The following is a 23712-nucleotide window of genomic DNA, read 5'->3' as shown; positions in this document are numbered from 1 at the left end:
CATGGAAACCAAAGCCCATCACGCCCTGGTCGGCCTGTTTACGGTTCTGCTCGCCGCGGCCATGGGCTTCTTTGCGCTCTGGCTCGGCAAGGTCACCTTCGATGAGGAGTATGCGCTTTACGACATTGTCTTTGACGGTCCCGTGCGCGGCCTGCGCGAGAGCGGGGAGGTGCGTTTCAACGGCATTCAGGTCGGCGAGGTGATCGAGCTGGAACTGGACGAGCAGAGCCGGGTGATTGCGCGGGTCCGGGTGCTGGCGCAGACCCCCGTCCGGGTCGACAGCTTTGCACAGCTCGAACCGCAGGGTCTGACGGGCCTCTCCTACATTCTCATCACCGGTGGCTCGCCCGACGCGCAGCGCCTGTTGAGCCCGCCCGGGCGGCAGCCGCCGAAGATCTTTGCGCGCCGGGCCCAGCTGGAAGGCCTGTTCGAGGGGTCCGAGGACGTACTCGACGCCGCCCAGACGGCACTGTTCCGCCTTTCGGCCCTGCTCAGCGAGCAGAATGTCGACGAGGTCTCGGAAACGTTGCGCAATCTGCGCGAACTGACCGACCGGCTGAGCACCGAGGAGGCCCTGATCGAGGATATGCGCCAGGCAATAGGGCGGATCGATACGGCGGCGGCCGACATTTCCACGGCAGCGGATTCCATGCAGCAATTCGCCGTTTCGGCGGAAACCTTTCTGATCAACGACCTCACTCCGGCCGTGAACCAGACGACAGCCGCGGCGATCTCCGTCGACCAGGCGGCACGGGACACCAATCATCTGATCCTGACGATGACGCCGCCGCTGGAGAATTTTGCCGATACCGGGCTGGAAGACCTCAATCGTGCTTCGGCCGACCTGCGCCGGCTGATAGCGTCCCTGGAACGCATCACGCTCCAGATCGAGAACAATCCCGGCGCTTTCGTGGCCGGTTCGCCCCGTGAAACCGTGGAGGTGCCGCAATGAGCGGAGCCCGTTTCGTAAAACCGGCCCTGGCGGCACTCTGCCTGATGTCGGTGTCTGCCTGTGTCTCGCTGTTGCCGGAGGCCGAGCCGGTTGCGGTTTACCGCCTTTCGGCGCCCGAGCCTCGTGAATGGTCGGGCGAGGACTGGACCATCGTCCAGATCGAACCGCCACAGGCCCCGCGCGGGCTGGCGGGCGACGAGATCGCGCTTGTCAGGAACGGGCAGAGCCTGGCTTATATCCGCGGTGCGCGCTGGATCTCTCCCGCGCCCAGCATCGTGCAGAACCTGGTCATCGACAGTTTCAACGCGGCCCAGTCGCAACTGGCCCCGGCACGGCCGGAGGACGGTGTCAGGGCGGATTATGAATTGCGCCTCGACCTGCGCGAATTCGAGGCGGCCTACGACCAGGGCGAAAACCAAGCCCCGGCGGTCCGCGTGCGGATCGCGGCGCGGCTGGTGGCCGAACGCGGCAGACGTTTCGTCGCAGCGCGTGTGTTTACCGCCGAAGTGCGAGCCGGATCGAACCGGACCGGGGCGATCGTCGATGCCTTCGACCGGGCCGCAAGCGAGGTCTGCCGGGATATTGCTGCCTGGACGGCGGTGGAAACCGCCGGTTAGGCGCGAAACCGCCTATTCGTCCTCGCTACGACTGGGCCGCGAACGGTCGCGACGGGACGTGTCCTCGTCCTCGGCCGGCATGTTGGACAGCAGATCCTTCCAGCGCCAGCCCGGCTCGCTCGCACCGCGCCGCCCGCCGCGTTCGGGAAATCCGACTGTATTCTCGGCGCGGGAGCGGCCCTGAGCGCTGTCATGCTTCGCGTCCCGCGGAGTCTCCGCGTCTGCCGTCCGGCTTTGCTCGGCCGGTGCTTCGCCGGCGTCCTCGGCCGACCCTGACGTGTCCGGCGCGCGATGCCGCTGCGAGAGCGGGTCGGGCAGTTCGTTGGCGCCAAGGTCCGGAGCGCGGCGGCCTCCGGCCACGGATCCCATGCGCAGCATGAAATCGCTCAGCAATTCGTAGTTCTGGCGGATGCGCGACTGGAAGGCGGCATCGATTTCCTGGGCTTCTTCGGCGGCCGCCATGGCCGCCGCATTGAGACCGTCCAGACCCCGGCGCAGTGCGTCGGCAGCCTCCTGGGCGCGGTCGCGGGCGAGGGTAGGCATTTCCGAGAGGCGCTCGGTCATCGACTCGATATGCCGTTCCACCGTCTGGGTTTCCGCCCGGGCGCTGGCCAGCACGGCTTCCAGCCGGCGGCGCACCGACTCGGCGGCGTCGTCGGCGGCCTGGGATGCGCGCTTGGTCAGCTTGTCGGCTTCGGCGAGACGCTGTTCGAACGCCTCGTCCGAGCGGCGGGCAGCCTCGTAGGCGACCTCGTTGGTTTTTTCGACCTTGGAGGACACGACATCGGCCTGGGTCTGGATGGCCTCGATGGCGGCATCGGAGACAGACTTGGCTTCCTGCGCCGCCGCCACCAGGCGCGCCAGGGCCGCCTCGTGTTCGCTGGCCGCATTCTCGGTTTCCGAACGCACGCGTCCGGCCAGTTCGTCCGCCCGCGCCAGCGCCTGATCGACGGCGTCGCGGAAGGCCGCCGCACCGGACGAGGCGGCATTGTTGAGGGCCTTGGCACCGTCACCGGCCGTCCTGGCCATGACGTCCAGTTCGGCGCGGTGGAAGTCGAGCGCCGCGGCTATCTTTTCCTGTTCCTGCCGCAGGGCTTCGCCGGCATCGGCGAGACGCTGGCGGTGCTTCACATAGGCGGCGTCGAGATTTTCCGAGCGTTCCTTGAGCGTCTCGGACAGTTCGCGCAGATGGCCCGTGCGCTCGTCCATGATGGCGGCCGCCTTGTCGCTGCGTTCGACGACGGCGGTTCCGGCCTCGTTGAGATCGTCGACACTGGCGCGGATACGCTTTTCGCTGTCGGAGGCCTGGGATGCGGCCAGTTCGGCCGCGGCCGCGACCATTTTCGACTGGTCCGAGATTGCCGCGGCAATGAGTGCGGCCTTGTCGTCCAGCGATTCCGACACCTCGCCCAGGCGCAGGCGTTCCGTGCGCAGGCCCTTGAGCAGGGTTTCGGTGCGGTCGCGGGCGTCGGTGGCCGATTGTTCGAGCGTCTCGGCGTGATGGCTGATCACCTCTTCCATCGCGGCAAGACGGGCCAGGGCGCTTTCCAGCGCCGAATTAATGCGTTCCACTTCGCCGGAGATGGCGCCGGACAGCGTCTGGACCTCCGCCTGGGCATACTGGGCCGGCTCGGCCAGCTTGCGCAGGGCAACCTCGACACGACGGGTATTGTGGCCGTTGCGCACGACCTCGCGGGCCATCAGGCCGCACATCACGAACAGGAGGGCCGGAGCGATCGCGAACACCGACAGGCCGGTCAGCTGGCCGAACCCGTACTGGGCGAGTTGTTCAAGGGAGCGGATCCCCAGATAGCCCCAGATAAAGGCGCCGGCAGCGCCGATCCACAACAGGGCGAATGTATTGCCGAGCCAGATCAGCCATCCGCCGCCGGGCCTGCCGCCCGGGCCGTCGTCCTCGTGCCGTTGCGGCTGGGGTGTGGTCAGGGCGTTGGGCTGAGCGGCTGCGATCCGGGAGTCCTGCGTATCGTCCGCCATCTCCATCTCCGCCAGCTCGATGGTGTGATCCTGCGTCTTTTTGGTCATTGTCTGCCCGATTGGCTCTTTGATCCCGGCGGGAAGCGTCCGCCGCCCTGTGGCCGAAAATTTCATTATGGCAGAGAATAGGCGTGAATGCGCGATGCGCACACAGATAATCTATGCAAAATCGGGATTTGCGGGGGAAAGGTCGCGTAGGCCGGCTGTCCGGGCGATCAGCTGTCGTAGCTCTGCGGAAGCTTTGTGATCAGGCGCGGCGTGTCGTCGATGCGCAGCGCCCGCACTGCGGCCTCCGCACATCCGTCATCGCTTACGGAGAGCCGGTAGGCGTCGTGGCCGTGTTCGAGATAAACGGCGGTCACGGTCCGGTATTCCGCCGGCGCGGCGGTGGCGCACGACACAGGCTCCACATCGATCCCGACAGAGGTCAGCGCGAGCATCGCGAGCCATTCGATCACGGTTTCGAGCAACTGGATCATTTGAAGTGTGCGCCTTACGATCCGGATTATTATCGGCACCACGTATTATCGCCCTTGTAAATAAAGGCAATTCACGAAATGCGGGAGTTTCGTGAATTCTTCGTAAGAAGAGGGCGGAAATGGGGCGGAAGGGTGGAGGCGAGATGACACGATGGCCGATCGCGACAGGGCGCACGGGATATGAGGCTCTGCTGGGCCTGACCGTCGCAGGCCTGGCCGTCGCTTCGATCCAGTCCTATGCGCTGGTCTGGCCGGCGGCGGCCCTGCCGACTATCGCGCCAGACTTCGCCTTTCCGCTCAACCAGTTCGCGTGGTGGATCATCGAGACCGGATTCTCGCCGGTCTTTCCGGTCCTGCTGGCCGCGTGCCTGGGCGCCTGGCTCGCCGCGCTGGACGAAGTGCCCGACCTGCGCGGCGGCCGGCAATGGGGGTATCTGGGCTGGCTGCTGCCGATCGGCCTGGTGCATGCCTATCTGTTCTGGTTCGGCGATCTTCTCGTGCCTCTCGCCATTGTCGGGCTGATCGCCGCTGCGGGCGCCCGCCTCACCGTCGTGAGCCAGCTCATTTTCGGAACGGGTCTGGTGCTGGCCACACTGGCGGTATTGCTGGCCGGAAGCGCAATGACCGGTCTTGTCGACGACAGCATGAGCCGGGCCGCCGCCCTGGGCTATCCGCCGGACCGCGTGGCCGCGCTGAACAGTCTCTACCAGGCCGGTTTCTGGGCCCGCCTGCCGGCCAATCTCGGCTTCGCCCTGATGAACCAGTTGATGCAGATCGTCTTTCTGGGCGGCGGTATTGCCGGTGTCATGCTGATCGCCATGGCCGCGCTGCGAACGGGCTTCTTCGACCTGCGCTGGCCGGACCTGCGCTATGCCCTGTCCGGCGCCGTGGCACTGGGGATCGGATGGCCGCTGGCCGGTTGGGCCAATCTCCATGAAATCTCAACCGGATTCGCCCCGTCCAGCGCGTTCGCCAGCAGCAGTGCCAAACTCCTGGCCACGCCCTTGATAGCCTACGGATATGCCGCCCTCGTCATGCTCGCCTGCCGCGCCGGGGCACTGCGTGTGCCCGTCGAGGCCCTGGGCCGTCTCGGCCGGGTCTGGCTCAGCGCCTACCTTCTCGGCTCTATCGTGCTGGTCTTCCTGTTTTCCGGCCTGCCGGGCCTTTCGCTCTTCGCCCAATTGCCGCGTGCAGCGCTCCTGGCCATCGCGCTGAGCCTGGCAGGGGCGATGATCGCCGCGGCGTGGTTCTGGGTACCGCGTTTCCGGCTGGGCCCGGCAGAGTGGCTCTGGCTGGTCCTGGTCACACGGACACGCCAGAGCCTGCGCCACTGACGGGCTATTCTGCGTCCGGCTGGGCTTCCGGAGCGGCTTCGGCGAAGGCCGGCAGGGCCCGGGCGGCCTCGTCGGCCGCCACGAGTGTCGGGCAGTTCGACACATCCACCTCCCAGCGCCGGGCATTGTACATTTGCGGAACCAGATAGACTTCGCTCATGCCGGGCCGGTCCGCATACAGGAAGGGTGTGGACCGCTCATGGGCCGCGACCATGGTTTCCAGCGATTCCAGTCCGGACTGCATCCAGCGCTGAGCCCAGGCCTTCATCCCCTCCGGACCCTGTCCGAGATCCTGGGCGATCGCCTTGAGAATGCGCAGGTTCTGGACGGGATGGATGTCGCAGGCGATCACCGATGCCCAGCCGCGCACGCGACAGCGGCCGGCGGCATCGGCGGGCAGAAGTGCGGGTTCCGGCCAGGTCTCGTCGATCCACTCCAGTATGGCCGGCGATTGCAGGAAACGGTCCTGCCCGTGTTCGAGCACCGGTACCAGTCCTTGCGGCTGGATCGCCCGCCAGGCCTCGCCATGCTGCTCGCCGTCCTTCAGGTTGACGGCCACCTGGCCATAGCCGACGCCTTTGAGGTTGAGCGCAATCCGCAGACGATAGGCGGCGCTGGAACGCCAATAGCCGTAGAGCGTGGTCATGGCTTCCTCCTAATCGAGCGTGAAATCCAGCGGGGGCAGGCCGTCCACGGTCGCGCGGACCCTGTCGCCCCGGTTGAGCGGTCCGACCCCGGCCGGCGTGCCGGTGAAGACAAGATCTCCCGGAGACAGTTCGAAAAAGCGGCCGAGCTCGGCAAGCAGGGCCTGCGGTTTGAGGATCATCAGGCCGAGATCGCCGGACTGGCGGGTCTGGCCGTTGACAGTCAGCGCGATCGCTCCGGACGCGGGGGGCGGACCGCGGCGCAGCGCGCCCGTGGGGGCCGAGTGGCGAAATCCCTTGGCGATTTCCCAGGGCGCCGACTTTTCCTTCATACGGGTCTGCAGGTCCCGCCGGGTCAGGTCCACGCCGACACCGCTGGCGGCAATTTCGCCGTCTTCGCCCAGGGCCAGAACGAGCTCGACCTCGTGATGCAGGTCGGCGGTCTCCGGCGGAAAGGGAATGTGCGATGCCGTGGTCACGGCGTCGGCAGGCTTGGCGAAAAAGATCGCTTCGGCCGCTGCGCCCATTTCCCGGGCGTGATCGGCATAATTGCGGCCGATACAGAAGACGCGGCCGACAGGAAAGGTGCGGGCATCGCCTTCGATCGCGAGGCGCGGTGCGGGGGGCAGGGTGACGAGATCGCTCATACCGTCCAGATAGCGCGCCTTGCGGTCCGCCGTCGAGCCAACAATCGCCTTGCGGCTGCGCCCGGCTTCCGGCACCACTGACGGCATGACCCACACGGCCCGGACCCCCGATACGCAGGAGCTGCGCCTGCGCGATTATATGCCCTACAGGCTCGCCGTCACCTCGAACCTGGTCAGCCGGCTCATCGCGTCGGCCTATCAGGCGCGGTTCGGAATCTCGATCTGGGAATGGCGCGTGATCGCCATTCTTGGAGAGGGCCAGGCCATGACGGCACAGGCGATCGCCGACAGTGCGGCGATGGACAAGGTTTCGGTCAGCCGGGCCGTACGCAGCCTGGTTGAACGAGGGCTCGTCGAGCGCGAGGACCACGCTTCCGACCGCCGGGCCCGCCTGTTGCGGCTGTCGGCGGCCGGTGCCGATACCTATGGCGATATTGCGCCGGTCGCCCTGGCGGAGGAGGCGGCCCTGCTGGCCGAATTCTCGCCGGAGGAGGCCGAATTGCTGGCCGGCCTGCTCGGCCGCCTGCGCCGTCGTGCAGGCCAGCTGATGCACGGCGACGGCCTGAAGGACTGACCCGCTCCCGGCTTCCCGTCTCTTCACGTCCCCGGCCCTGTGCCGCCCCCCCGCGGGACGAGCGCCCTTTCTGTCATCTTGTCTCTCGCGCCATTTCTCCCGCCCGCCGCGCACACCTTTGTCTCCACGGCGTGTCCGCCTGGCGGTATGGGAGGGGTGCGGGATGAGGAGTGGTCGGTTTCGCCGATCGCAAAAGTCCGGGGACTTTAGCGACACGAAGAATGGCGGGCGCCGGTAAACCGGTCTGGTTTTTGGGCGTGACATCCATCGACATCCCGCACGCGGAGCTTTCCCGGACGCGCTCGCCCCCGATTCCAGGTGCGCGGGTATCACGGCCGGTCGTTTGGTGCCGCTCGACCCGCCGCACTACCCTGCCGGAGCCCCGGCACGTCAGCTCCGGGACGCGTTTCCGGAAAGTGGCTGGCAGGTTCCGGGAATTTACCGGCGTGCTGCGGGACAAGCGGCGCGCCAGGCCTTCCCCGCGCCCATTTCCCCCGGCCGGGCAGAGCGCGCGTGTAGTTGCCAGTAGGCACTCCCCGGCCATTGTCCCTGCGCGGCGGGCATTGGGTGTGTCTGCGCTCGGCAGAGGGTAAACTGTTCAAGTATGTAATATGGTATACATATACGAATACTGTTCATGGCTTGCCTGGTAATAGCATATTACAAGTATAAGTAATAAGCTATGACGGTGCGGAAGGTCATGGTTAACACTCCGCGCGTAGTTCCGGCCCTGATACGACGTCATTCGATGTCCGGAAAACAGGGCAGGGACTTACATGCGTAAATATATTCTGCCGGTACTCGCCGGCGCTCTCCTCTCCACTCCCGCCATGGCGGAAACCACCCAGCGTGACCTGGAAGTCATCGGGCGCGCGCTCAGCTTCGTTGAAGGCGCCAGCGGGTCCGGCCGGACGGTCGCCATCGTCTACGATGCTGCCAGCGAAGCCGAAGCCCAGGCGCTTGCCGGCACGATGGCCGGCGGGCTTTCGGCCGGCCGGGTCACGCTCAATGCGCGCCTCGTGCCGATGGCCGATGCCGGCAGTCTTGGCGGTGCTCACGCCGCCGTGCTGCTGGGCGGAGCCTCGGGCGATGCCGGTGTTTTCTCGGCGGCCAGCTCGGCCGGCGTGATGACGGTTTCCACCGATATGGGCTGCGTTGAAAGCGGCAATTGCGTGATGGGCGTCCAGAGCGCGCCGTCGGTGCGTATCGTCGTCAATCGCGGTGCAGCGAATGCCTCTTCGGTCTCCTTCGCGGCGGCCTTCGCGATGATGATCGAAGAAATTTAGGCGGAAACACGGATTTAGAGAGTAATCACCATGAAAAACATCCTTCTTTCGACTTCCCTGTCCGCCCTGGCCGCCAGCATGGCCATCACGGCGGGCGCGAATGCTCAGTCGCTGGACTATACCGCGATGAGCGAACTCTTCGGCGAGCCCGTAACGGCGGGCGCCACCGGCGCGCCGCAGCGTGCCTCCGACGTCCCGGCGACGATGATCATCATCACCCAGAACGATATCGGCCGATTTCCGGAATACGACATCCCGGGCATCCTGCGGCACTATGCCGGCGTCAATTTCAACCGGTACGGCTATGGCGACGGCCAGATCTCGATCCGCGGCGCTGCCACGCCGTATTCGCCGCGCCTTCTGGTGCTGGTGAACGGCCGCGAAGTCTATCTCGACAGCTACGGCTATACCGCCTGGTCGACCCTGCCGGTGCAGCTGGAAGAGATCCAGCAGATCGAAGTGGTCAAGGGCGCCCAGTCGGCGCTGTACGGTTTCAATGCCGTATCCGGCGTGGTCAACATCATCACCCGCAACCCGCAGCACGGTGAATACCTGACCGCGCGCGTCAATGTAGACAGTGAAGGCGGCTATGACGCCGGCTTCGTGGCGGCCCATCAGTTCGGTGAGCGCGCTTCGGTTCGTGTCAGCTATGGCAATTCGGAAACCAGCGAGCTGCCGGCCTATGAGGGTGGCATCGACGTGCAGACCCGCGCCATTCCCGATTTCAGCCGTGAAACCGGGGCGATCGAGGGCCGCATCCGGATCACGGACAAGATCAGCCTGAACGGTGAAGCGACCTTCACCAATGTCGACGAGCTGGGCATCACGTCGGTCTATACGGCCGCGCGCGCTGCATACGAACTGACCTCCTATCTCGGCTCGATCGAAGCGGACACGGATTTCGGCTTCATCACGGCAATGGTCTATCGCAATGAAAGCGAGATCGAATACTCTTACGGTCCGCTGAGTTCGTCGCTGACTACCTGGCGTATCCAGGATCTGTTCAAGCTCGGCACACGCAACACATTCCGCATCGGCGCCGAATTCCGCAATGGCGAGACCGCCTCCTTCCCGGATCCCGGCAATGGCGATTTCGGGTATGAGTCCGCTGCCTTTTCGGCGATGTGGAACCACAAGTTCTCGAACACACTCGACCTGACCCTGGCCGGCCGTTTCGACAGTGTAGACTGGAGCCGGGATGGCGCACCGGCTGCAACCTACATCTTCACGCAGGACGATTATTCGGTGTCCTTCGAAGAGTTCTCCTACAATGCAGCCCTGGTCTGGCGTCCGTCCTTCGGCGGTTCGCTGCGGGCGATGGCCGGCCGTGGTATCCAGGCCCCGACGTCCTTCGATATCGGCTTTGGCCTGCAGTCCACAGTCGGCGGCAATCCGCTCATCCTGTCGGGCAATCCGAACATGATCCCGTCGATCGTGGACAGCTATGAGATCGCCTATGACCGGGCGCTCACGCCGACAGTGAACCTGCGCGCCGCGGTGTTCATGCAGGACACGGCCGATGTGCGTGGCCTGTTCGGCCTGTTCCCGGACGTACTGCCGCCGGCGGCCACGATCCCGACCCTCTTGTTCGACAATCGCGGAGATACGTCGACCGCCGGTTTCGAACTGGGTCTGGAAGGCAATCCCGAAGGCCGGTGGGACTGGGACGTGAACTACACATTCCAGCAGGCCGAGGACGATCTGGACGGCACGTTCGGCGCCAACCACGTCCAGAACTACGAGGGCGCGACTCCGGAACATCTGTTCAACGCCCATCTGGGCTGGACGGGCGAGCGTTTCACCGCCGATGGCTATGTCAACTATGTCTCGGAGACCACGAGCCCGTTCCAGGCGACCTTCGGTCTTCCCTCCCAGGTGGCGATCGACAGCTATGTGGCCCTGTCCTTCCGGGCCGGCTACCGGCTGAACGATCATGTGTCGGTGTCGCTCAGCGCACAGAACGCCAATTTCGGCGGCGGCGAGGTCACCAATGTCAATACCGAATCGGAATCCCGCTTCTGGTTCGGCCTGACGGGCAGCTTCTAGGACGCCGATGACGCCCCGGTGCCATGACGGTGCCGGGGCGTTAACCCTGATTTCAGCGACTCAGGCCGAGGCTGGTGCCATGGCATCCCGCCCGCCGGGCGCACCCGCTAGGAGAGATCCAATGGGCAAGAAGATTTCACTTTTCAACCTGACGATTGCGCAGTCTTTCGCAGTTGCGCCGATAGCCGCGATCATTGCGCTGGCCGCGGTCGCAGGTCTGGGGACCTGGTCCCTCATGCAGGGGTCGGCCAGCCAGGAGCGGGTCATTTCGGGCATGGAGACGGGTGTCGAACTGACCCGGCTTCAGGCCACGCTCGAGACCATCAATGCCGACGTCTTCCAGATCATCACCGCGCAGGCCGCGGGCGAGCAAGTGGATGTCATGGCGTCTTTCGAGGGTGTCGCCACCCGCGTCGACGACCTGGCCGCGCGCATCGAAGCGCTGCGCAGCGTCGCCGAGGAGGCCGGACGCGGTGAAACCATCGATGAACTCATCGAGCAGCTCGGACTTTACAAGGATGCGCTCGATTTCGTGGGCCAGATGCTGGAGCTCGACTTCGCCAGTTCGGTCGCCTTTCTTCAGCCTTTTGACGGTGTCTTCGACGAACTCAACAGCGACCTTACCGAATTGGCGAACCATGCCGGCGAACTCTCGCGCGCCGATGCCCAGGCCGCGAACGATGCCGCGCGTACCTCGATCATGGCTTTCATTGTAGTCGCGGTGCTGGCCGGTGTCGGTCTTTTCACCCTGTCATTGCTGTATGGCCGCCGCATCGCCGTTTCGGTCCGCAAGATTGCCGATGCCACGGAGACCCTGGCCAATGGCGATTACTCGCTCGACATTTCGTCTCTGGAGCGCAGCGACGAGCTGGGCGCGGTGGTTGCCAGCCTGCGCCGCTTCCGCGAAAGCGGACAGAAGGCCGAAAAGCTCGAAGCGGAAACCCGCGAGCAGGCCGAGGCGAACGAACGCCGTGCCGCCAAGCTGAACGAGCTGGCCCAGGCCTTCGATGCCGATGTCATGGCCATGCTGGGTGAAGTCAACGAGGCCTGCACCTCGATGTCGGCCATTGCCGAACAGCTCTCCCAGGCAGCCACGGAAGGTTCGCAGCAGAGCGAAATGATGGCCTCGGCGGCCTCGGAAGCCTCGACGAACGTGGAATCCGTGGCGGCCGCCTCGGAAGAGCTGACGGCCTCCATCGCAGAAGTGACACAGCAGATCCAGGGCTCCTCGGACATGGCCGCCCAGGCCGACGAACGCGCCAAGTCGGTCCGCGCCGTTGTCGACAATCTCGGCGCTGCGGCGCAGGAGATCGGCCATGTCGTGCAGCTGATCAACGACATCTCCGAACAGACGAACCTTCTGGCACTGAACGCAACGATCGAGGCGGCGCGCGCCGGCGAGGCGGGCAAGGGCTTTGCGGTCGTCGCATCGGAAGTGAAGTCGCTGGCGGCCCAGACTGCCAAGGCGACCGAGGATATCCGCGACCAGATTAATGCGATCCAGGAGGCTGCGGCTTCGTCCTCGTCCTCGATCGAGGACGTGACCCGCGCGGTCGGAGAGATCAGCCGGGCGGCATCTGCCATCGCCGCCGCGGCCGAGGAGCAGAGTGCCTCGACCCGCGAGATCTCGTCCTCGGTCTCGCATGCCGCGACCAGTGCGCGGTCGGTGTCGGAAAATGTCGACGTGGTTTCGCGTTCGGCCCGGCAGACGGGCGAAGCTTCGCAGGATGTGCTGCAGGCTGTGCGGACGGTGTCCGAACGCGCCGAACGGCTCAATTCGACGGTTGAATCCTTCCTCTCCGAAGTTCGCAAGGCCGGCTGATCTCTCCCCCCCTTGATGTCGCCTTGCAACAGTGAAGGCCCGGCCCCTCTCTCCCCTCAAGGTCCGGGTCTTCGTCTGCTCCGCGATAGGCTCAGCGTTCGCCGAGCGCGCGGGCCGGCAGATAGATGATGCTGGCCGCCAGATCCGAAAGCGTGCCGATGCCGCTGGCGCGCGGCTTCCCGGCCTCGCCCATCAGGGCGGCATTCAGCATGCCGCTCGCGGCCAGGCGCATCAGGGTCGGCGAACTGGCAAAGGTGCGGTGATGGGTGAAACCGCCATCGCGGATATCGCTGAGATCGACCACTGTAACGCCCAGACCTGTCAGGATATCCCGCTGGGCACCCATGCCCAGCTGGGTCCTTTGCCCGCCCCGCAACTGATCGGACAGCAGCAGAACCCGGTCGCGGCGGGACACGAAGACGGCGAGGTGAGCCGGTGGCGGGTCGATCGCATCGAGCTGGGACCGGAACAGGTCCAGATCGATATCGGGCGAGGCGAGGATGACCGGATCGATCCGTTCCAGAACATCGTGCCGGCCGCTCAGGCTTAGCTGGCGCAGGGCTTCCATGGTCACCAGCGAGCCCATGGAATGGGCCAGTATGGTGATCGAGGTCGTCTCGCTTTCGGCCAGCAGGGTCAACGTCTCCGCCAGTCCGTCGCGGGCGAACTGGGCGCTGTCTCGATCGTAGAGATAGGCGGGGATGCGGCCTGCCGACGGCCAGGAATAGTGGACCGCCGTGCCGAGTATGCCGAAATCGTTGAGAATCTGGGCGTTGAGATAAAGCCCGTCGGAAAACGGCGTGTTGAATCCGTGTACGAACAGGAAGACGTCGCGTTCCGGGAAGGCGACGGCGTTCAGGCTTTCATCGAGCTGTTCCGAAAACACGGCCTGTCCGGGCAGGAGTTCCCAGTCTGCAAGGGCGAATTCACGCCCCGGGTCTGGCGTCCGGCCCGGAGGTTCGATCGCGCCGGGTTCGCGATTGTGCGGCACCCAGACCTCGGCGCGGGCAAAGGCCAGTTCGCTTGACCGGCCGGCCCCGAAGCGAAGCATGGGGTCGGCGACGGGAGCGCGCGTGGTGGCGACGAAAACTGTCTGGGTCTGTCCGGGATCCGTACCGGGGTCGACCACCGGCAAGCGCGCGGGATTGGCCGCACAGGCGGTCGCCAGGGCAAGCCCGAGGCATGACAGGACAAGGAGAGGCAGTCGCCGGAACGCAAACGTCATGGGAGAGCCCTGCAGGGAAGTGGCCATGTCATCTTGCAGGGGGACGGGCGAAAACGAAAGTGGGCTTGCGCGCGCCATCGGAGGCGTGCGCGAAGCGGCTGGACATCGGGGAAATTGGTGCGCCCACTAGGATTCGAACCTAGGACCCGCTGATTAAGAGTCAGCTGCTCTACCAACTGAGCTATAGGCGCGCCGGGTTGAGAGCGGCGGAACATACGCGCGAATGCGACAAAATCAAGACATCTTGTTCCGGCCCCGCACATGGCTGCCATGCAGCGGTGCGGGACCGGAAACACGCGGACTATTCGACGCGGGCGCGGCCGATCGTGCCCATGTCCGAGCCGAACCAGATTTCACCGTTCTGCGGCAGGTATTGCATGTGGCGCACGACACCGCCCCCCGACGGGATGGCGGTGATTGAGAAAAAGCTCTCGCTCTCGGGGTCGAAGCCGACGAAGTAATTCGGGTCGACCCCGGTTTCGACGAACCAGATCCGGTCCTGCCCGTCGACGGCGAGCGCGTAGGGGCGGGCGTTCTCGCCCGAGGGCATGGCCCATTCCGTGACCTCGCCACTGGCCGGGTCGAAGACGCCGAGATAGCCGCCATTATAGTCGCCATACCAGACACGGCCGTCGGACGTGATGCCGATGCGGCGCGGCCGGATCTCCTCGCGCGGCAGGTCGTGTTCGGTCAGTTCCATCGTCTCCGGATCGATCGATGCCAGCTTGTGGGTGCCGAACAGGGCCACCCAGATCGTGCCGTCGGGCGCCAGCTTGATGCCGTAGGGACGCGCTCCGGGCGTGGGCACGGCAATGATCTCGACCGAGCGTTCCGATACATCCAGGAAGCCCACCGAATTGGCGCCCTGGCTGGTGAACCAGATATCGCCATCCGCGTTCCAGATCTGGGTGTGCGGGTCGCGGGCGGTGTCGCGCGGTGTGTCGATGATCTCGAACTCGCCGCTGTCCACATCGTAGCGGCCGATATGGGCGTCGCGATTGCCGGCATACCAGACGTCGCCCGTGGGATCGACGATCAGATTGTGCGGACCGGCGCCTTCGCGCAGATCGATCCGCTCCATCTGGCCGGTCGCGACGTCCAGCCTGGCGATGTAGGAATTGACCTGGCCGACAAACCAGACGGTTTCGCCGTCCAGCGTGTACGGATCGCGCGGGCGGCCCTCCCAGGGCACGTTCCACTCCTCGATATCGACGGTCGCCATCTGCGGCGGCGCATCGTTGGCTGCGGCCGCGTCCGGCTCAGCCCCGGTCGCGGACGTCTCTTCGGCCGGCGCGGACATGTCCTCGCTGGCGGCCGGTGTTTCGGCGGGCGGTTCCTCCACACCGTTTTGCGGGGCGGGCTGAGAACAGGCCGCGACAGCCGCGCTGACCAGGATGGCAAGGCTTACGGTTGAATGACGCATGTTTCTTCTCCCCTGTTGGGTGAAGATGTAGAGCGTCATTTGCCGTGCTGCAACCGTGACCGGAGCCCGTTTCGATCCTACCAGCGCCGCGGCCGGTAATGGCGCGAACTGATGTAGTAGACCAGCCGGCGCGAGCGGTAATCGACGTAGCTGCGGCCATAGCGGTCGACGCAGATCCGCAGCGAGACCAGGGCCGGGCGGCCGCGATAGCGGTCGTGCCGCCGTTCTGTCCAGCAGCGCGGCGCGCGATAATGGCGGCTCCGGTCATGCCAGCGGCTGCGATGGTGCCAGCGATCACGGTAGCGCCAGTGGTTGCGATGGCGATAGCCATGGCGGTGCCGGTAGCGGCGGTCACGGTAATCGCGGCGATGGTGCCGGCGCTGAAGGCGTTTCTCGCCCTCGGCTTTTTCGGTCTGGGGTGTGGCAGGCACGGTTTCGGCGCGGGCCGGTTGTGCGGCGGCAAGACCGCCGGCGGCGAGGCTCACGGCGAGGGCGCATGCCAGGGAACCGATCCATCTGGTCATGTTGATCCTCCCGGATTTCCAAGGCCTTACCATGGCAATTCGCGCCTGAAGCGTATGTGAACGCTCTATTCACCTTGCTGACGATCATTTCCCGGCGAAGGGATTCGTTAAGCGGCGTGTTAAGATTGCCGGTCTAGTCAGGTCGTATGGTTGCAGACATGAAATCCGCCGGCGTGCCGCTGTTCGATCGTGCCCATCTCGACCGCTATACCGGCGGGGACGAGGCACTGACGGCCGAGCTGCTCAACCTCATGTGCGAACAGGCGCGGCGCTGTATCGGCCTGATGGCCTCCGCCGCCGACACGACCAGCTGGCAGACCGCGACTCATACGCTCAAGGGGGCGGCCCGGGGCGTGGGGGCCTTCGCCCTTGCCGATTTGTGCGAGCAGGCCGAAGACCAGCCGCCGACGGCCTGGGACGGGGCGCGACTGGAGATCGAGCGCTGTTTCCGCGACACGGAAAAGGCTGTCGCCGGGTTGCTCTGATCGCGGCCTGCCCCGGTCAGCGCGTGCGGTCCCAGATCTCGAATTCGTAGGCGATCGATCGCTCCACCAATTCCCGCCACACCGGTTCGGCAATGGCGCGAGGCAGGCCGACGCGTCCGGCTTCGGCGGTCACCTTGGAAATCACGTCCTCGATCCGCCATTCGTCACGCACGACATCGCGGCTGGGTTTGATCCGCGCGGCGGCTTCCATGTAGCGGGCGCGACGGGCGATCAGGGCGACAAGCTCGCGGTCGAGCGCATCCACACCTTCACGGACTTCGGCCATGGTCAGGCAGGATTCAGGCGGGGTGACGTCGGAGAGGAGTGTGGAGGTCATGCGCAAACCCGTATCGTTTAGCCTCTTATAGGCGCGCCCAGGGCGGCGCCCAAGCGGCGAGCTGTCACAGACCTGCCATTGTCATCAATCCGTGCTCGATATCCCGGACGGTGGCGTTATGGTGCCGCGAGCATCAGGGAGTCCTACCATGGCCCAACCCGTCCGGATCTATGGCGATCGGCAAAGCGGCAATTGTCTCAAGGTCAAATGGACCGCGGACTATCTCGGCATCGATTATGACTGGCACGATGTCGATGTGGTGAAGGGCGAGACCCGGACGGACGATTTCCTGGCCATCAATCCGGCCGGCCAGGTTCCCTGTCTGGAGCGTGAAGACGGGCGTATCCTGGCCCAGTCCAACGCCATCATCTTCCACCTCGCGCGCGGATCGAAACTGATCCCCGAGGACGAATTCGATCAGTCGAAGATGCTGGAATGGATGTTCTGGGAACAGTACAGCCACGAGCCCTTCATCGCCGTGCGCCGTTTCCGCAAGGCCTTTCTCCATCTAACAGACGACGAGGTCGATCCCGACCTCATGGCCAAGGGACGCCGGGCGCTGGGCGTGATGGAAATGCGGCTCTTGTCCCGGGAATTCATGGTGCGCGATACGCTGACCCTCGCGGACATTGCCCTGGTGGCCTATACGCGCGTGGCCGACGAGGGCGGGTTCGATCTCGACGAGTTCCTGGGCGTGCGCGCCTGGGTGGCGCGGGTCGAGCAGGAACTGGGTATCGACCCCGACGAAGGACGCGTGCTGATGCAGGGCTGAACCATGCGTGATGATATGGCGAGCGATGCGGGGCCGCAGTTTGGCGCAGCCGAACCGGGCGTGCCGTATACGTTTCGCCCGGTCATCTACGGTCTGGCCCCGCGCAGTGACGGCCGCATCGCGACCGTGCATATCCGCGGAACCGCTTCGTCCAGCTGGGACCTGCCCGGAGGCATGGTCGATCCCGGCGAGGCCCACCGCGAGGCCCTGGTCCGCGAATTCCTGGAAGAGACGGGATGGGCTGTCGAGCCCGGACCGCTTGTTGTGCGGGCGCGGCAATACACCGTCACCTCGCAGGGCGAGTATCGGCACAACCATGCCGCCTTTCACGCCTGCACGCTCGTGGCTGACCGTCATGCCAAGATGGATGACGATCACGAACTGGTCTGGCTGGGACCGCTCGAGGCGATAAGCCGCATGCGCCATGATGCGGCGGCCTGGGCGATCACGAAATGGCTTCGTCTGCGCGCGGCCGGGGCGCTCTGACCGGCCGCAGGCCGGGCAGTGCACTGGCCAGTATCAGCAGTGCCGCCACAGCCAGGCCGGCACTGACACCCCAGGAGGCCTCGCCGCGGAACGTGCCCCAATACGCAATGTGATGCGCCGCCAGTCCGGCCAGCACAAACAGGCCGGCCGCAATGCGCAGGCTTCGCGACCAGGCGCGTTTCGATCCGGCCGCGCTGGCCAGCGCGACGACAAGCGCCAGAGCGATCCAGAAGAAGGGGACCAGCACGGCCTCCGACAGCAGGCCGGTGAAGGAGCCTGCCATACTGGCCGCAAGCGTGGCCGGTGATCCCCAGACGACCGCGACCCAGGCACGTTCCAGGCGCGGACAGGGTTTGCCTTTCTCGCGCCGCTTGATCAGCCACAGTGTGAAGCCCGAGGCGCAGACCACGGTCAGGGCCAGGCCCAGGGCGAGATAGGCGAACTTGCTCCACAAGCCGCCATACCAGCCGAAATGCAGGGAATAGACCGCCGCCGCCATCATCTGGCCGGTCTCGCCGTCACTCATACCGTTGGAGCCGAGCATGTTTCCGGCTGCATCGAACTGGACCTCGTCATAATAGGCCAGCTGACCGGGGACCTTGGTCAGGATTTCGATGTTCTGGGCCTCGGTGCCCGGTCCGTTGACATAGATCAGCCAGGGTTCGAGGTCGGGCCGTTCGGCCTGCAGGGTCCGGTAGGCCGCCGCGGCATCGGCCAGGCCGTCCGGGGCGGGTCCGGTCTCGAACGCATCGCCGAAGATCGGCGGGAAAACCGCGTTCAGATCGCCGTCATGGAAGGCCAGAGCCAGGGCATAGGCGGCAATCGAGGCCAGGCCGAGAACGGCACCGGTGAGCGCGATCGTGATGTGAAAGGGCGCAGCCCAGACCGACAGGCGATTGTGCAGGTCGGTCTCCGACAGGCGTTCGCTCTTGCCGCGGCGATAGAGGAAGGCATCGCGGAAGATGCGCGGATGGGCCAGGAAGCCGGAGAGGACGAGACCCAGCATCATCACACCCAGAAGACCGACCAGGGTGAGGCCCAGCGTCGAGGGCAGGTGCAGGTAGAAGTGCAGATCGACCAGGAATTCCGAAAACGGATGCGCGACGGGATCGCCCAGCGCACCGGTCTCGTCGGCCAGCCAGTAGGTTTCGCCAAAACCCGCCATCAGGCGTGGCCCGTCATCCGTGGGCAGGACGAGTGTGATCCGGTCGGGCATATCCTCGGCCCGCGCGAGAGCGTTGGTCAGCGTGGTCTGGACCAGCCCGGGCGTGACGGCTCCTGTTTCCAACGCGGTGGGCTGCTCCCAGCGCGAGAACTCATTGTGGAAGACGACCAGCGTGCCCGACAGGCAGACGATATAGAGCAGAGCGGAGAGCGCCAGGCCCAGCGCCGTGTGGCCGGACAGCATCCGGGAGACGAAACGGGCGGGCATTTTCGGCCAGGGCAGGGACGTCATGGCGGTGCTCCTAGGCAATGAGGGCGAGCAGGCCACCGCCTAGGAGGAGCGGCAGCAGGATGGAGGCTGTGCGCCAGCGCAGCTTCATGTCGACGACTGCCAGCGCGGCCAGCACGGTCCAGATGACCGGCACGGCGAACAGGGCCAGGGCCAGCTGGTCGGCATCGTTCCAGCCTGCGATGCGTGCCAGGCCGAACAGCAGTAGCGACAGCACGATAGCCCCGGCCATCGCGGCGGGACCGGCAAGCAGGGTCACGGCGACGCCGCGCAGACCCGTCCGCCAGGCGGGGGCCGGGGCCGGCGCGGTTTCGCGGCGAATAGGGGTTTCCGGTGACGTTTCGCGCCAATTGGTCTTCCGGAAAACGGCCAGCAGGGCGAGGCATTCGATGGCGAGGACGCTCAGCGCGATGGCGTAGACCGGCGGGTAGGGCGGCGTCCACAGCACCGTGGCCAGGCACAGGGCAATCCAGCCCAGCGCAACGAACCAGGCATGACGGTTTCGCCGCCGGGCCCAGGCGCGGCGCAGAAGCACAATACCGCCCACGCTGGCAGCGAGGGCGGCCAGGGGCCAGATGAAATCGGTCGCGGTCATCGGCGCTCCCTTGCCGGACGGGGTGTTTGCGGATGCCGGACTGCGGGTCGGTGTCGCAGTCCGGCACCCGACGGGCCTTCTGGGACGGCCCGGTCAGAAGCGGCGTGCCAGGCGCGCCACGACGTTGCGGTCCTCGCCCGGGAAACAGTCGCCGCGGGCCAGGCAGGTCGAGAAATATTGTTCGTCAAACAGGTTGCGCGCGTGCAGCGAGATCGCCCAGGTGTCGATGTCGTAGCCGATCATGGCGTCGACCAGCGTGTAGGACGGGGTTTCGAGCGAGTCGGTGCCGTTCTGGCTTTCGCCCACATAGCGCACGCCTGCACCGGTACGGAAACCGGACCAGCGCTCGCGCGGGCGCCAGCCGATCCAGGCCGAGGCCTGGGTTTCCGGGATCGAGGCCTGCTGGAAGCCATTGGCATTGGTGGCGTCGACCTGGCTGGCATTGAACTCGAAGGTCAGGTCTTCCCAGCGCCATTGCGACTCGAATTCCACCCCGGTGATTTCGACCGTGCCGGTCTGGATCTGGAAGCCCGGATGGGCCGGATCGGGTTCGCGCAGATTGGATTGTTCGATGTCGAACCAGGCCAGGGTGAACAGCGAGCGCGTGCCGCGCGGCTGGAATTTCACCCCGGCTTCATACTGGCGGCCCTCCTGGGGCTCGAAAGCCGAGCCGTCGAACATGGTGCCGACAATCGGCTCGAAGCTTTCCGCATAACTGACATAGGGCGCAAAACCGTTGTCGAACCGGTACATCACCGCCAGGCTGCTGGAGAGGGCGTCGTCGTCCTGTGACGTCGCGCCTGTATCGGTTTCGACCCAGTCGCCGCGCAGGCCGGCCGTGATCAGCCAGTTGCCGTATTCGATCTGGTCATGGAGGTAGAGGCCGAAATCCTGCGTATTGCTCTCCGGCCGGTCACCCATGAAGCTGTCGATCACGGCCTCGGAGGGATAATTGCCATAGACCGGGTCGAAGGGGTTGAACCAGAATTGGTCGCCAAAGGTCGCATCCGGCAGGCCGGTGGCGAAGTCCAGGCCGACGGCGAACAGATAGGCGCTGTCATTGTCGGTGGTGACGTCCTGGTATTGCGCCCCGGTGAGCAGTTTGTGCTCGAAGGCGCCGGTGGTGAAGTCGAGGCGCGCGCGGAAATCGGCTGCGGTCTGCTCGGACCGGGCGTCGGAGGCGTAGAAGGTGCGCGGCACATAGCCGTCGCGATACAGGCTTCCGTCCGGATTGCGGATCCAGCGATCGCCGCCGATGAAGGAGATCCAGGACTGCTGGTAGTCGGCCTCGCCCTCGGTGCGGCGCACGGTCGCTTCCAGCTGGAGGTTGGCGTTGACCCGGTGTTCGGCCAGCACGGTGAAGGAGGTGGAACTGGTGTTGTAGCGGTCAAAGCCCGGTTCGCCGGTGAACACGTTCGGATCGAAGAACCGGCCGTTCGGCGCCGGCAGCAGCGTGCCGTGAATCGGCAGGAATTGCGCGCCGGCCTTGTTGTCGGAGTCCTGATAGCTCAACAGCGCCGTGATGCGCGTGTCCGGGCCGGGCGTCCAGGTGAGGGACGGGGCGATGACCACGGCGGTCTCGTCGACATGATCGACCTGGGTGCCGGTATCGCGATAGACGCCGATGGCGCGATAGAGCCAGTCGCCGCCCTGCGTGAACGGGCCGGTGAAGTCGGCCGCGATCTGGCGCCGGTCATAGCTTCCCAGCTCGCCGACGATTTCTCCGGCAAACGTGTCCTGCGGGGTTTTGGAGACGACGTTGACGATACCGCCCGGAGACCCCTGGCCGTAAAGCACGGCGGCCGGACCCCGCAGGATTTCCACTTGTTCGAGCGTGTAAATGTCGGGCCGGGAATTGTTGTAGTTGCCGAACAGGGCCTGCAGGCTGTCGCGGTATTCCGGCACGTTCAGGCCGCGCACGCCGACCCAGTCGCCGCGGGTGGCGAAACCGTAGGTCTCACCGATCACGCCGGCGGAATAGGTGTAGGCGTCGGCCAGGTCGATGGCGCCGCGGTCGAGGATTTCATCCAGGGTCTCGATGGAGACTGCGCGCGGGGTCTCCGCGATAGGTGTGTCGGACTTGGTCGCCGAATAGCGGCCGAGCACACCGTGAACGACGACCACATCGTCGACCGCTTCCTCGCCCTGGGCAAACGCGGCCGGGGCGAGGGTGGTCGAAAGAGCGGTGGAAAGCAGGCACAGGCCCGCAATCGGCGCCGGGCGCCGCAACTGGCTGAAACGCAACATGGATGTCCCCAAGTCGGAGCGAAAAACTGGGGGTTCGATAATGCGAGTAAATTGCAGTGTCAATCGAGTTGTGCGAATTGTTCGCAGTTCTACGCCGGAGAGACCGGCGTGCTCACCCATGCAATTGGGTTTCCGTCTTGCCGGGCCCGGATTTTCCGAGGAGCCGCTCCGCGTGACGGGCCGAGGGCGCCCCGCGTCAGGTTACGAAAAGATAATCCCGCCGGGCAGGCGGCATCCGCTTCCGCGAAATCCCGAGCGGAGCTACATCCTGGCGGCGACGAGACGTCGCGGCAGCGGCCGCGGGCCGATGCCGGATCCTGTTGGAGATTGGGCGCCATGCGTCCGCGCAATCGTTTCCTGCTTGCTACTGTCGTGACATTCGGATTTCTGTTCGGCGCCGTCGCCATCATCGAGTACTGGCCTATCGGCAGTTAGCCGGACATTCACCTGACCGCCAGGGGCGGCAGCGGTCATGTCCGGATCGTCCCGGGCAGGGTCAGCGCGCCAGTTCCTTCATTGCCGCATCGACCCCGTCCAGGGTCAGCGGGAACATGCGGCCGGGACCGATGATGTCCCGCACCAGGCGGGTGGAGTAGGAGTGTTCCCACCATTTCTCCGGCACCGGATTGATCCAGATGAGATGCGGCCAGGTGTCCACGATGCGCTTCAGCCAGACCCCGCCGGCCTCCTCGTTCCAGTGTTCCACCGAACCGCCTTCATGGGTGATCTCGTAGGGCGCCATGGCCGCATCGCCGACCAGGATCACCTTCCAGTCGTGTGGATATTTGTGCATCACATCCATGGTCGGCACGGTCTCGGCGCGCCGGCGCAGATTGGACCGCCACACACCCTCATAGGGGCAGTTGTGGAAGTAGAAGTATTCCAGGTTCTTGAAGGTCGAGCGTGCGGCCGAGAACAACTCCTCACACAGCCTGATATGCGGATCCATCGATCCGCCGACATCGAACAGGGCCAGCACCTTGATGGCGTTGCGGCGCTCGGGCCGCATGACCACGTCCAGCCAGCCCTGGCGGGCGGTCGCGCCGATCGTATTGTCCAGGTCCAGCTCTTCGTGCGCGCCGTCGCGGGCAAATTTGCGAAGGCGCCGCAGCGCGACCTTCAGATTGCGCGTGCCCAGCTCGCGGTCGCCGTCCAGATCCTTGTAGCGGCGCTGTTCCCACACTTTCACCGCCCGCTTGTTGCGGCTTTCTCCGCCGATCCTGACGCCGGCCGGGTTATAGCCGGAATGGCCGAAGGGGGAGGTGCCGCCGGTGCCGATCCATTTCGACCCGCCTTCATGGCGCTCTTCCTGTTCCTCCAGGCGCTTCTTCAGCGTTTCCATCAGCTCGTCGAAAGGCAATTCCTTGAGCGCTGCCATCTCGTCTTCGGAAAGGTGGCGCTGCATCATGGCTTCAAGCCATTCGTCGGGGATTTCCTTGCCGCCGAACAATTGGGTCAGCGCCTCCACGCCCTTGAAGACGTGGGCGAAGACCATGTCGAACTTGTCGAAATCCTTCTCGTCCTTCACCAGCGCGGCACGGCTGACCGAGTAGAAGTGTCCGATCTCCGGCTGGATGACGCCCTTGTCGAGGGCCTCGAGCAAGGTGAGGTATTCCCGCGTCGTGACGGGAATGCGGGCGGCGCGCAACTCGGTGAAGAAATGATGCAGCATGACGCCAATCTAACCGGCTTTGCGAGCCAGGAAAGGGGCGGCGGTGCGGCTGAATGCAAGACGGCCCCGTTTTGGCAAACGGGGCCGTCCACGTGCA

At 65.3% G+C, this 23712-nt stretch carries 22 protein-coding genes and 1 tRNA gene; 10 read left to right on the top strand and 13 right to left on the bottom strand.

Annotation, left to right across the window (positions count from 1 at the left end; translation table 11 throughout):
* Position 1: 1 nt before the first annotated feature.
* Positions 2-952 (top strand): MlaD family protein, encoded by a 951-nt coding sequence (locus Q1U94_RS01700; RefSeq protein WP_300541294.1) that lies wholly within the window; start codon positions 2-4, stop codon positions 950-952.
* Complete coding sequence (locus Q1U94_RS01695) at positions 949-1569, top strand: ABC-type transport auxiliary lipoprotein family protein (RefSeq protein ID WP_300541292.1); 621 nt, start codon at positions 949-951, stop codon at positions 1567-1569. Before Q1U94_RS01700 ends, Q1U94_RS01695 begins: the two co-directional genes overlap by 4 nt.
* 12 nt (positions 1570-1581) lie before the next feature.
* Here Q1U94_RS01695 and Q1U94_RS01690 read toward each other — a convergent pair whose 3' ends face one another.
* Positions 1582-3612 carry a hypothetical protein gene (locus tag Q1U94_RS01690; RefSeq protein WP_300541289.1) on the bottom strand — a complete coding sequence of 677 codons (2031 nt, stop codon included), beginning with the start codon at positions 3610-3612 and terminating at the stop codon, positions 1582-1584.
* Positions 3613-3779: 167 nt separating this feature from the next.
* A complete protein-coding gene (locus Q1U94_RS01685) occupies positions 3780-4043 on the bottom strand; it encodes a hypothetical protein (protein ID WP_300541287.1) in 264 nt (87 codons plus the stop codon).
* A 143-nt stretch (positions 4044-4186) separates the two neighbouring features.
* Between Q1U94_RS01685 and Q1U94_RS01680 the strand changes: the two genes are divergently transcribed.
* The gene (locus Q1U94_RS01680; RefSeq protein ID WP_300541285.1) at positions 4187-5377 is read left to right on the top strand and encodes a DUF418 domain-containing protein; all 1191 of its coding nucleotides are present in this window, start codon (positions 4187-4189) and stop codon (positions 5375-5377) included.
* 4 nt (positions 5378-5381) lie between these two features.
* Here Q1U94_RS01680 and maiA read toward each other — a convergent pair whose 3' ends face one another.
* Complete coding sequence (gene maiA, locus Q1U94_RS01675; protein WP_300541283.1) at positions 5382-6023, bottom strand: maleylacetoacetate isomerase; 642 nt, start codon at positions 6021-6023, stop codon at positions 5382-5384.
* A 9-nt stretch (positions 6024-6032) separates the two neighbouring features.
* The gene (locus Q1U94_RS01670) at positions 6033-6755 is read right to left on the bottom strand and encodes a fumarylacetoacetate hydrolase family protein (RefSeq protein ID WP_300541281.1); all 723 of its coding nucleotides are present in this window, start codon (positions 6753-6755) and stop codon (positions 6033-6035) included.
* On the opposite strand from Q1U94_RS01670, the gene Q1U94_RS01665 reads away from it, so the two are divergent.
* The 4 genes from Q1U94_RS01665 to Q1U94_RS01650 all read left to right on the top strand — a co-directional run bounded on the left by Q1U94_RS01665 (position 6754) and on the right by Q1U94_RS01650 (position 12396).
* Positions 6754-7242, top strand: coding sequence for a MarR family winged helix-turn-helix transcriptional regulator (locus tag Q1U94_RS01665; protein WP_300541279.1), 489 nt, complete (start codon positions 6754-6756; stop codon positions 7240-7242). The two genes, Q1U94_RS01670 and Q1U94_RS01665, sit on opposite strands and share 2 nt — an antisense overlap.
* Before the next feature lie 776 nt (positions 7243-8018).
* Positions 8019-8528, top strand: coding sequence for a hypothetical protein (locus Q1U94_RS01660; protein ID WP_300541277.1), 510 nt, complete (start codon positions 8019-8021; stop codon positions 8526-8528).
* A gap of 30 nt (positions 8529-8558) precedes the next feature.
* Entirely contained in the window at positions 8559-10574 is a 2016-nt protein-coding gene (locus Q1U94_RS01655) for a TonB-dependent receptor (RefSeq protein WP_300541275.1), read from the top strand.
* A 121-nt stretch (positions 10575-10695) separates the two neighbouring features.
* Positions 10696-12396 (top strand): methyl-accepting chemotaxis protein, encoded by a 1701-nt coding sequence (locus Q1U94_RS01650; RefSeq protein WP_300541273.1) that lies wholly within the window; start codon positions 10696-10698, stop codon positions 12394-12396.
* 91 nt (positions 12397-12487) lie between these two features.
* Here Q1U94_RS01650 and Q1U94_RS01645 read toward each other — a convergent pair whose 3' ends face one another.
* From Q1U94_RS01645 to Q1U94_RS01630, 4 genes are all read right to left on the bottom strand, one after another.
* Positions 12488-13621, bottom strand: coding sequence for an alpha/beta hydrolase (locus Q1U94_RS01645; protein ID WP_300541271.1), 1134 nt, complete (start codon positions 13619-13621; stop codon positions 12488-12490).
* A gap of 115 nt (positions 13622-13736) precedes the next feature.
* Positions 13737-13812, bottom strand: a tRNA-Lys gene (locus tag Q1U94_RS01640).
* 110 nt (positions 13813-13922) lie between these two features.
* Positions 13923-15044: a lyase gene (locus Q1U94_RS01635; RefSeq protein ID WP_300541270.1), complete on the bottom strand. Its 1122-nt coding sequence runs from the start codon at positions 15042-15044 to the stop codon at positions 13923-13925.
* A gap of 77 nt (positions 15045-15121) precedes the next feature.
* Positions 15122-15568, bottom strand: a complete 447-nt coding sequence (locus Q1U94_RS01630) for a hypothetical protein (protein ID WP_300541268.1) — start codon at positions 15566-15568, stop codon at positions 15122-15124.
* Between the two features lie 158 nt (positions 15569-15726).
* On the opposite strand from Q1U94_RS01630, the gene Q1U94_RS01625 reads away from it, so the two are divergent.
* Positions 15727-16053: an Hpt domain-containing protein gene (locus Q1U94_RS01625; protein WP_300541266.1), complete on the top strand. Its 327-nt coding sequence runs from the start codon at positions 15727-15729 to the stop codon at positions 16051-16053.
* Positions 16054-16069: 16 nt separating this feature from the next.
* Here the strand turns inward: Q1U94_RS01625 and Q1U94_RS01620 are convergent, their stop codons facing one another.
* Positions 16070-16390, bottom strand: coding sequence for a chorismate mutase (locus Q1U94_RS01620; protein WP_300541264.1), 321 nt, complete (start codon positions 16388-16390; stop codon positions 16070-16072).
* Between the two features lie 148 nt (positions 16391-16538).
* On the opposite strand from Q1U94_RS01620, the gene Q1U94_RS01615 reads away from it, so the two are divergent.
* Positions 16539-17162 (top strand): glutathione S-transferase family protein, encoded by a 624-nt coding sequence (locus Q1U94_RS01615; protein WP_300541262.1) that lies wholly within the window; start codon positions 16539-16541, stop codon positions 17160-17162.
* A gap of 3 nt (positions 17163-17165) precedes the next feature.
* On the top strand, positions 17166-17648 hold the full coding sequence (locus Q1U94_RS01610) for an NUDIX domain-containing protein (protein ID WP_300541260.1): 483 nt from the start codon (positions 17166-17168) through the stop codon (positions 17646-17648).
* On the opposite strand, the gene Q1U94_RS01605 is transcribed toward Q1U94_RS01610, so the two are convergent.
* From Q1U94_RS01605 to Q1U94_RS01590, 4 genes are all read right to left on the bottom strand, one after another.
* Positions 17608-19104, bottom strand: a complete 1497-nt coding sequence (locus tag Q1U94_RS01605; protein ID WP_300541258.1) for a PepSY-associated TM helix domain-containing protein — start codon at positions 19102-19104, stop codon at positions 17608-17610. The genes Q1U94_RS01610 and Q1U94_RS01605 overlap by 41 nt on opposite strands.
* A gap of 10 nt (positions 19105-19114) precedes the next feature.
* A complete protein-coding gene (locus Q1U94_RS01600; protein ID WP_300541256.1) occupies positions 19115-19696 on the bottom strand; it encodes a hypothetical protein in 582 nt (193 codons plus the stop codon).
* Positions 19697-19789: 93 nt separating this feature from the next.
* Entirely contained in the window at positions 19790-21943 is a 2154-nt protein-coding gene (locus tag Q1U94_RS01595; protein ID WP_300541254.1) for a TonB-dependent receptor, read from the bottom strand.
* A gap of 496 nt (positions 21944-22439) precedes the next feature.
* Positions 22440-23615, bottom strand: coding sequence for a VWA domain-containing protein (locus Q1U94_RS01590; RefSeq protein ID WP_300541252.1), 1176 nt, complete (start codon positions 23613-23615; stop codon positions 22440-22442).
* Between the last annotated feature and the right edge of the window lie 97 nt (positions 23616-23712).

The organism is Maricaulis sp., assembly GCF_030149515.1.
Taxonomy (GTDB): Bacteria; Pseudomonadota; Alphaproteobacteria; order Caulobacterales; family Maricaulaceae; genus Maricaulis.
The sequence above is the reverse complement of the archived record's forward strand: the minus strand, read 5'-3'. Positions and strand labels throughout refer to the sequence as shown.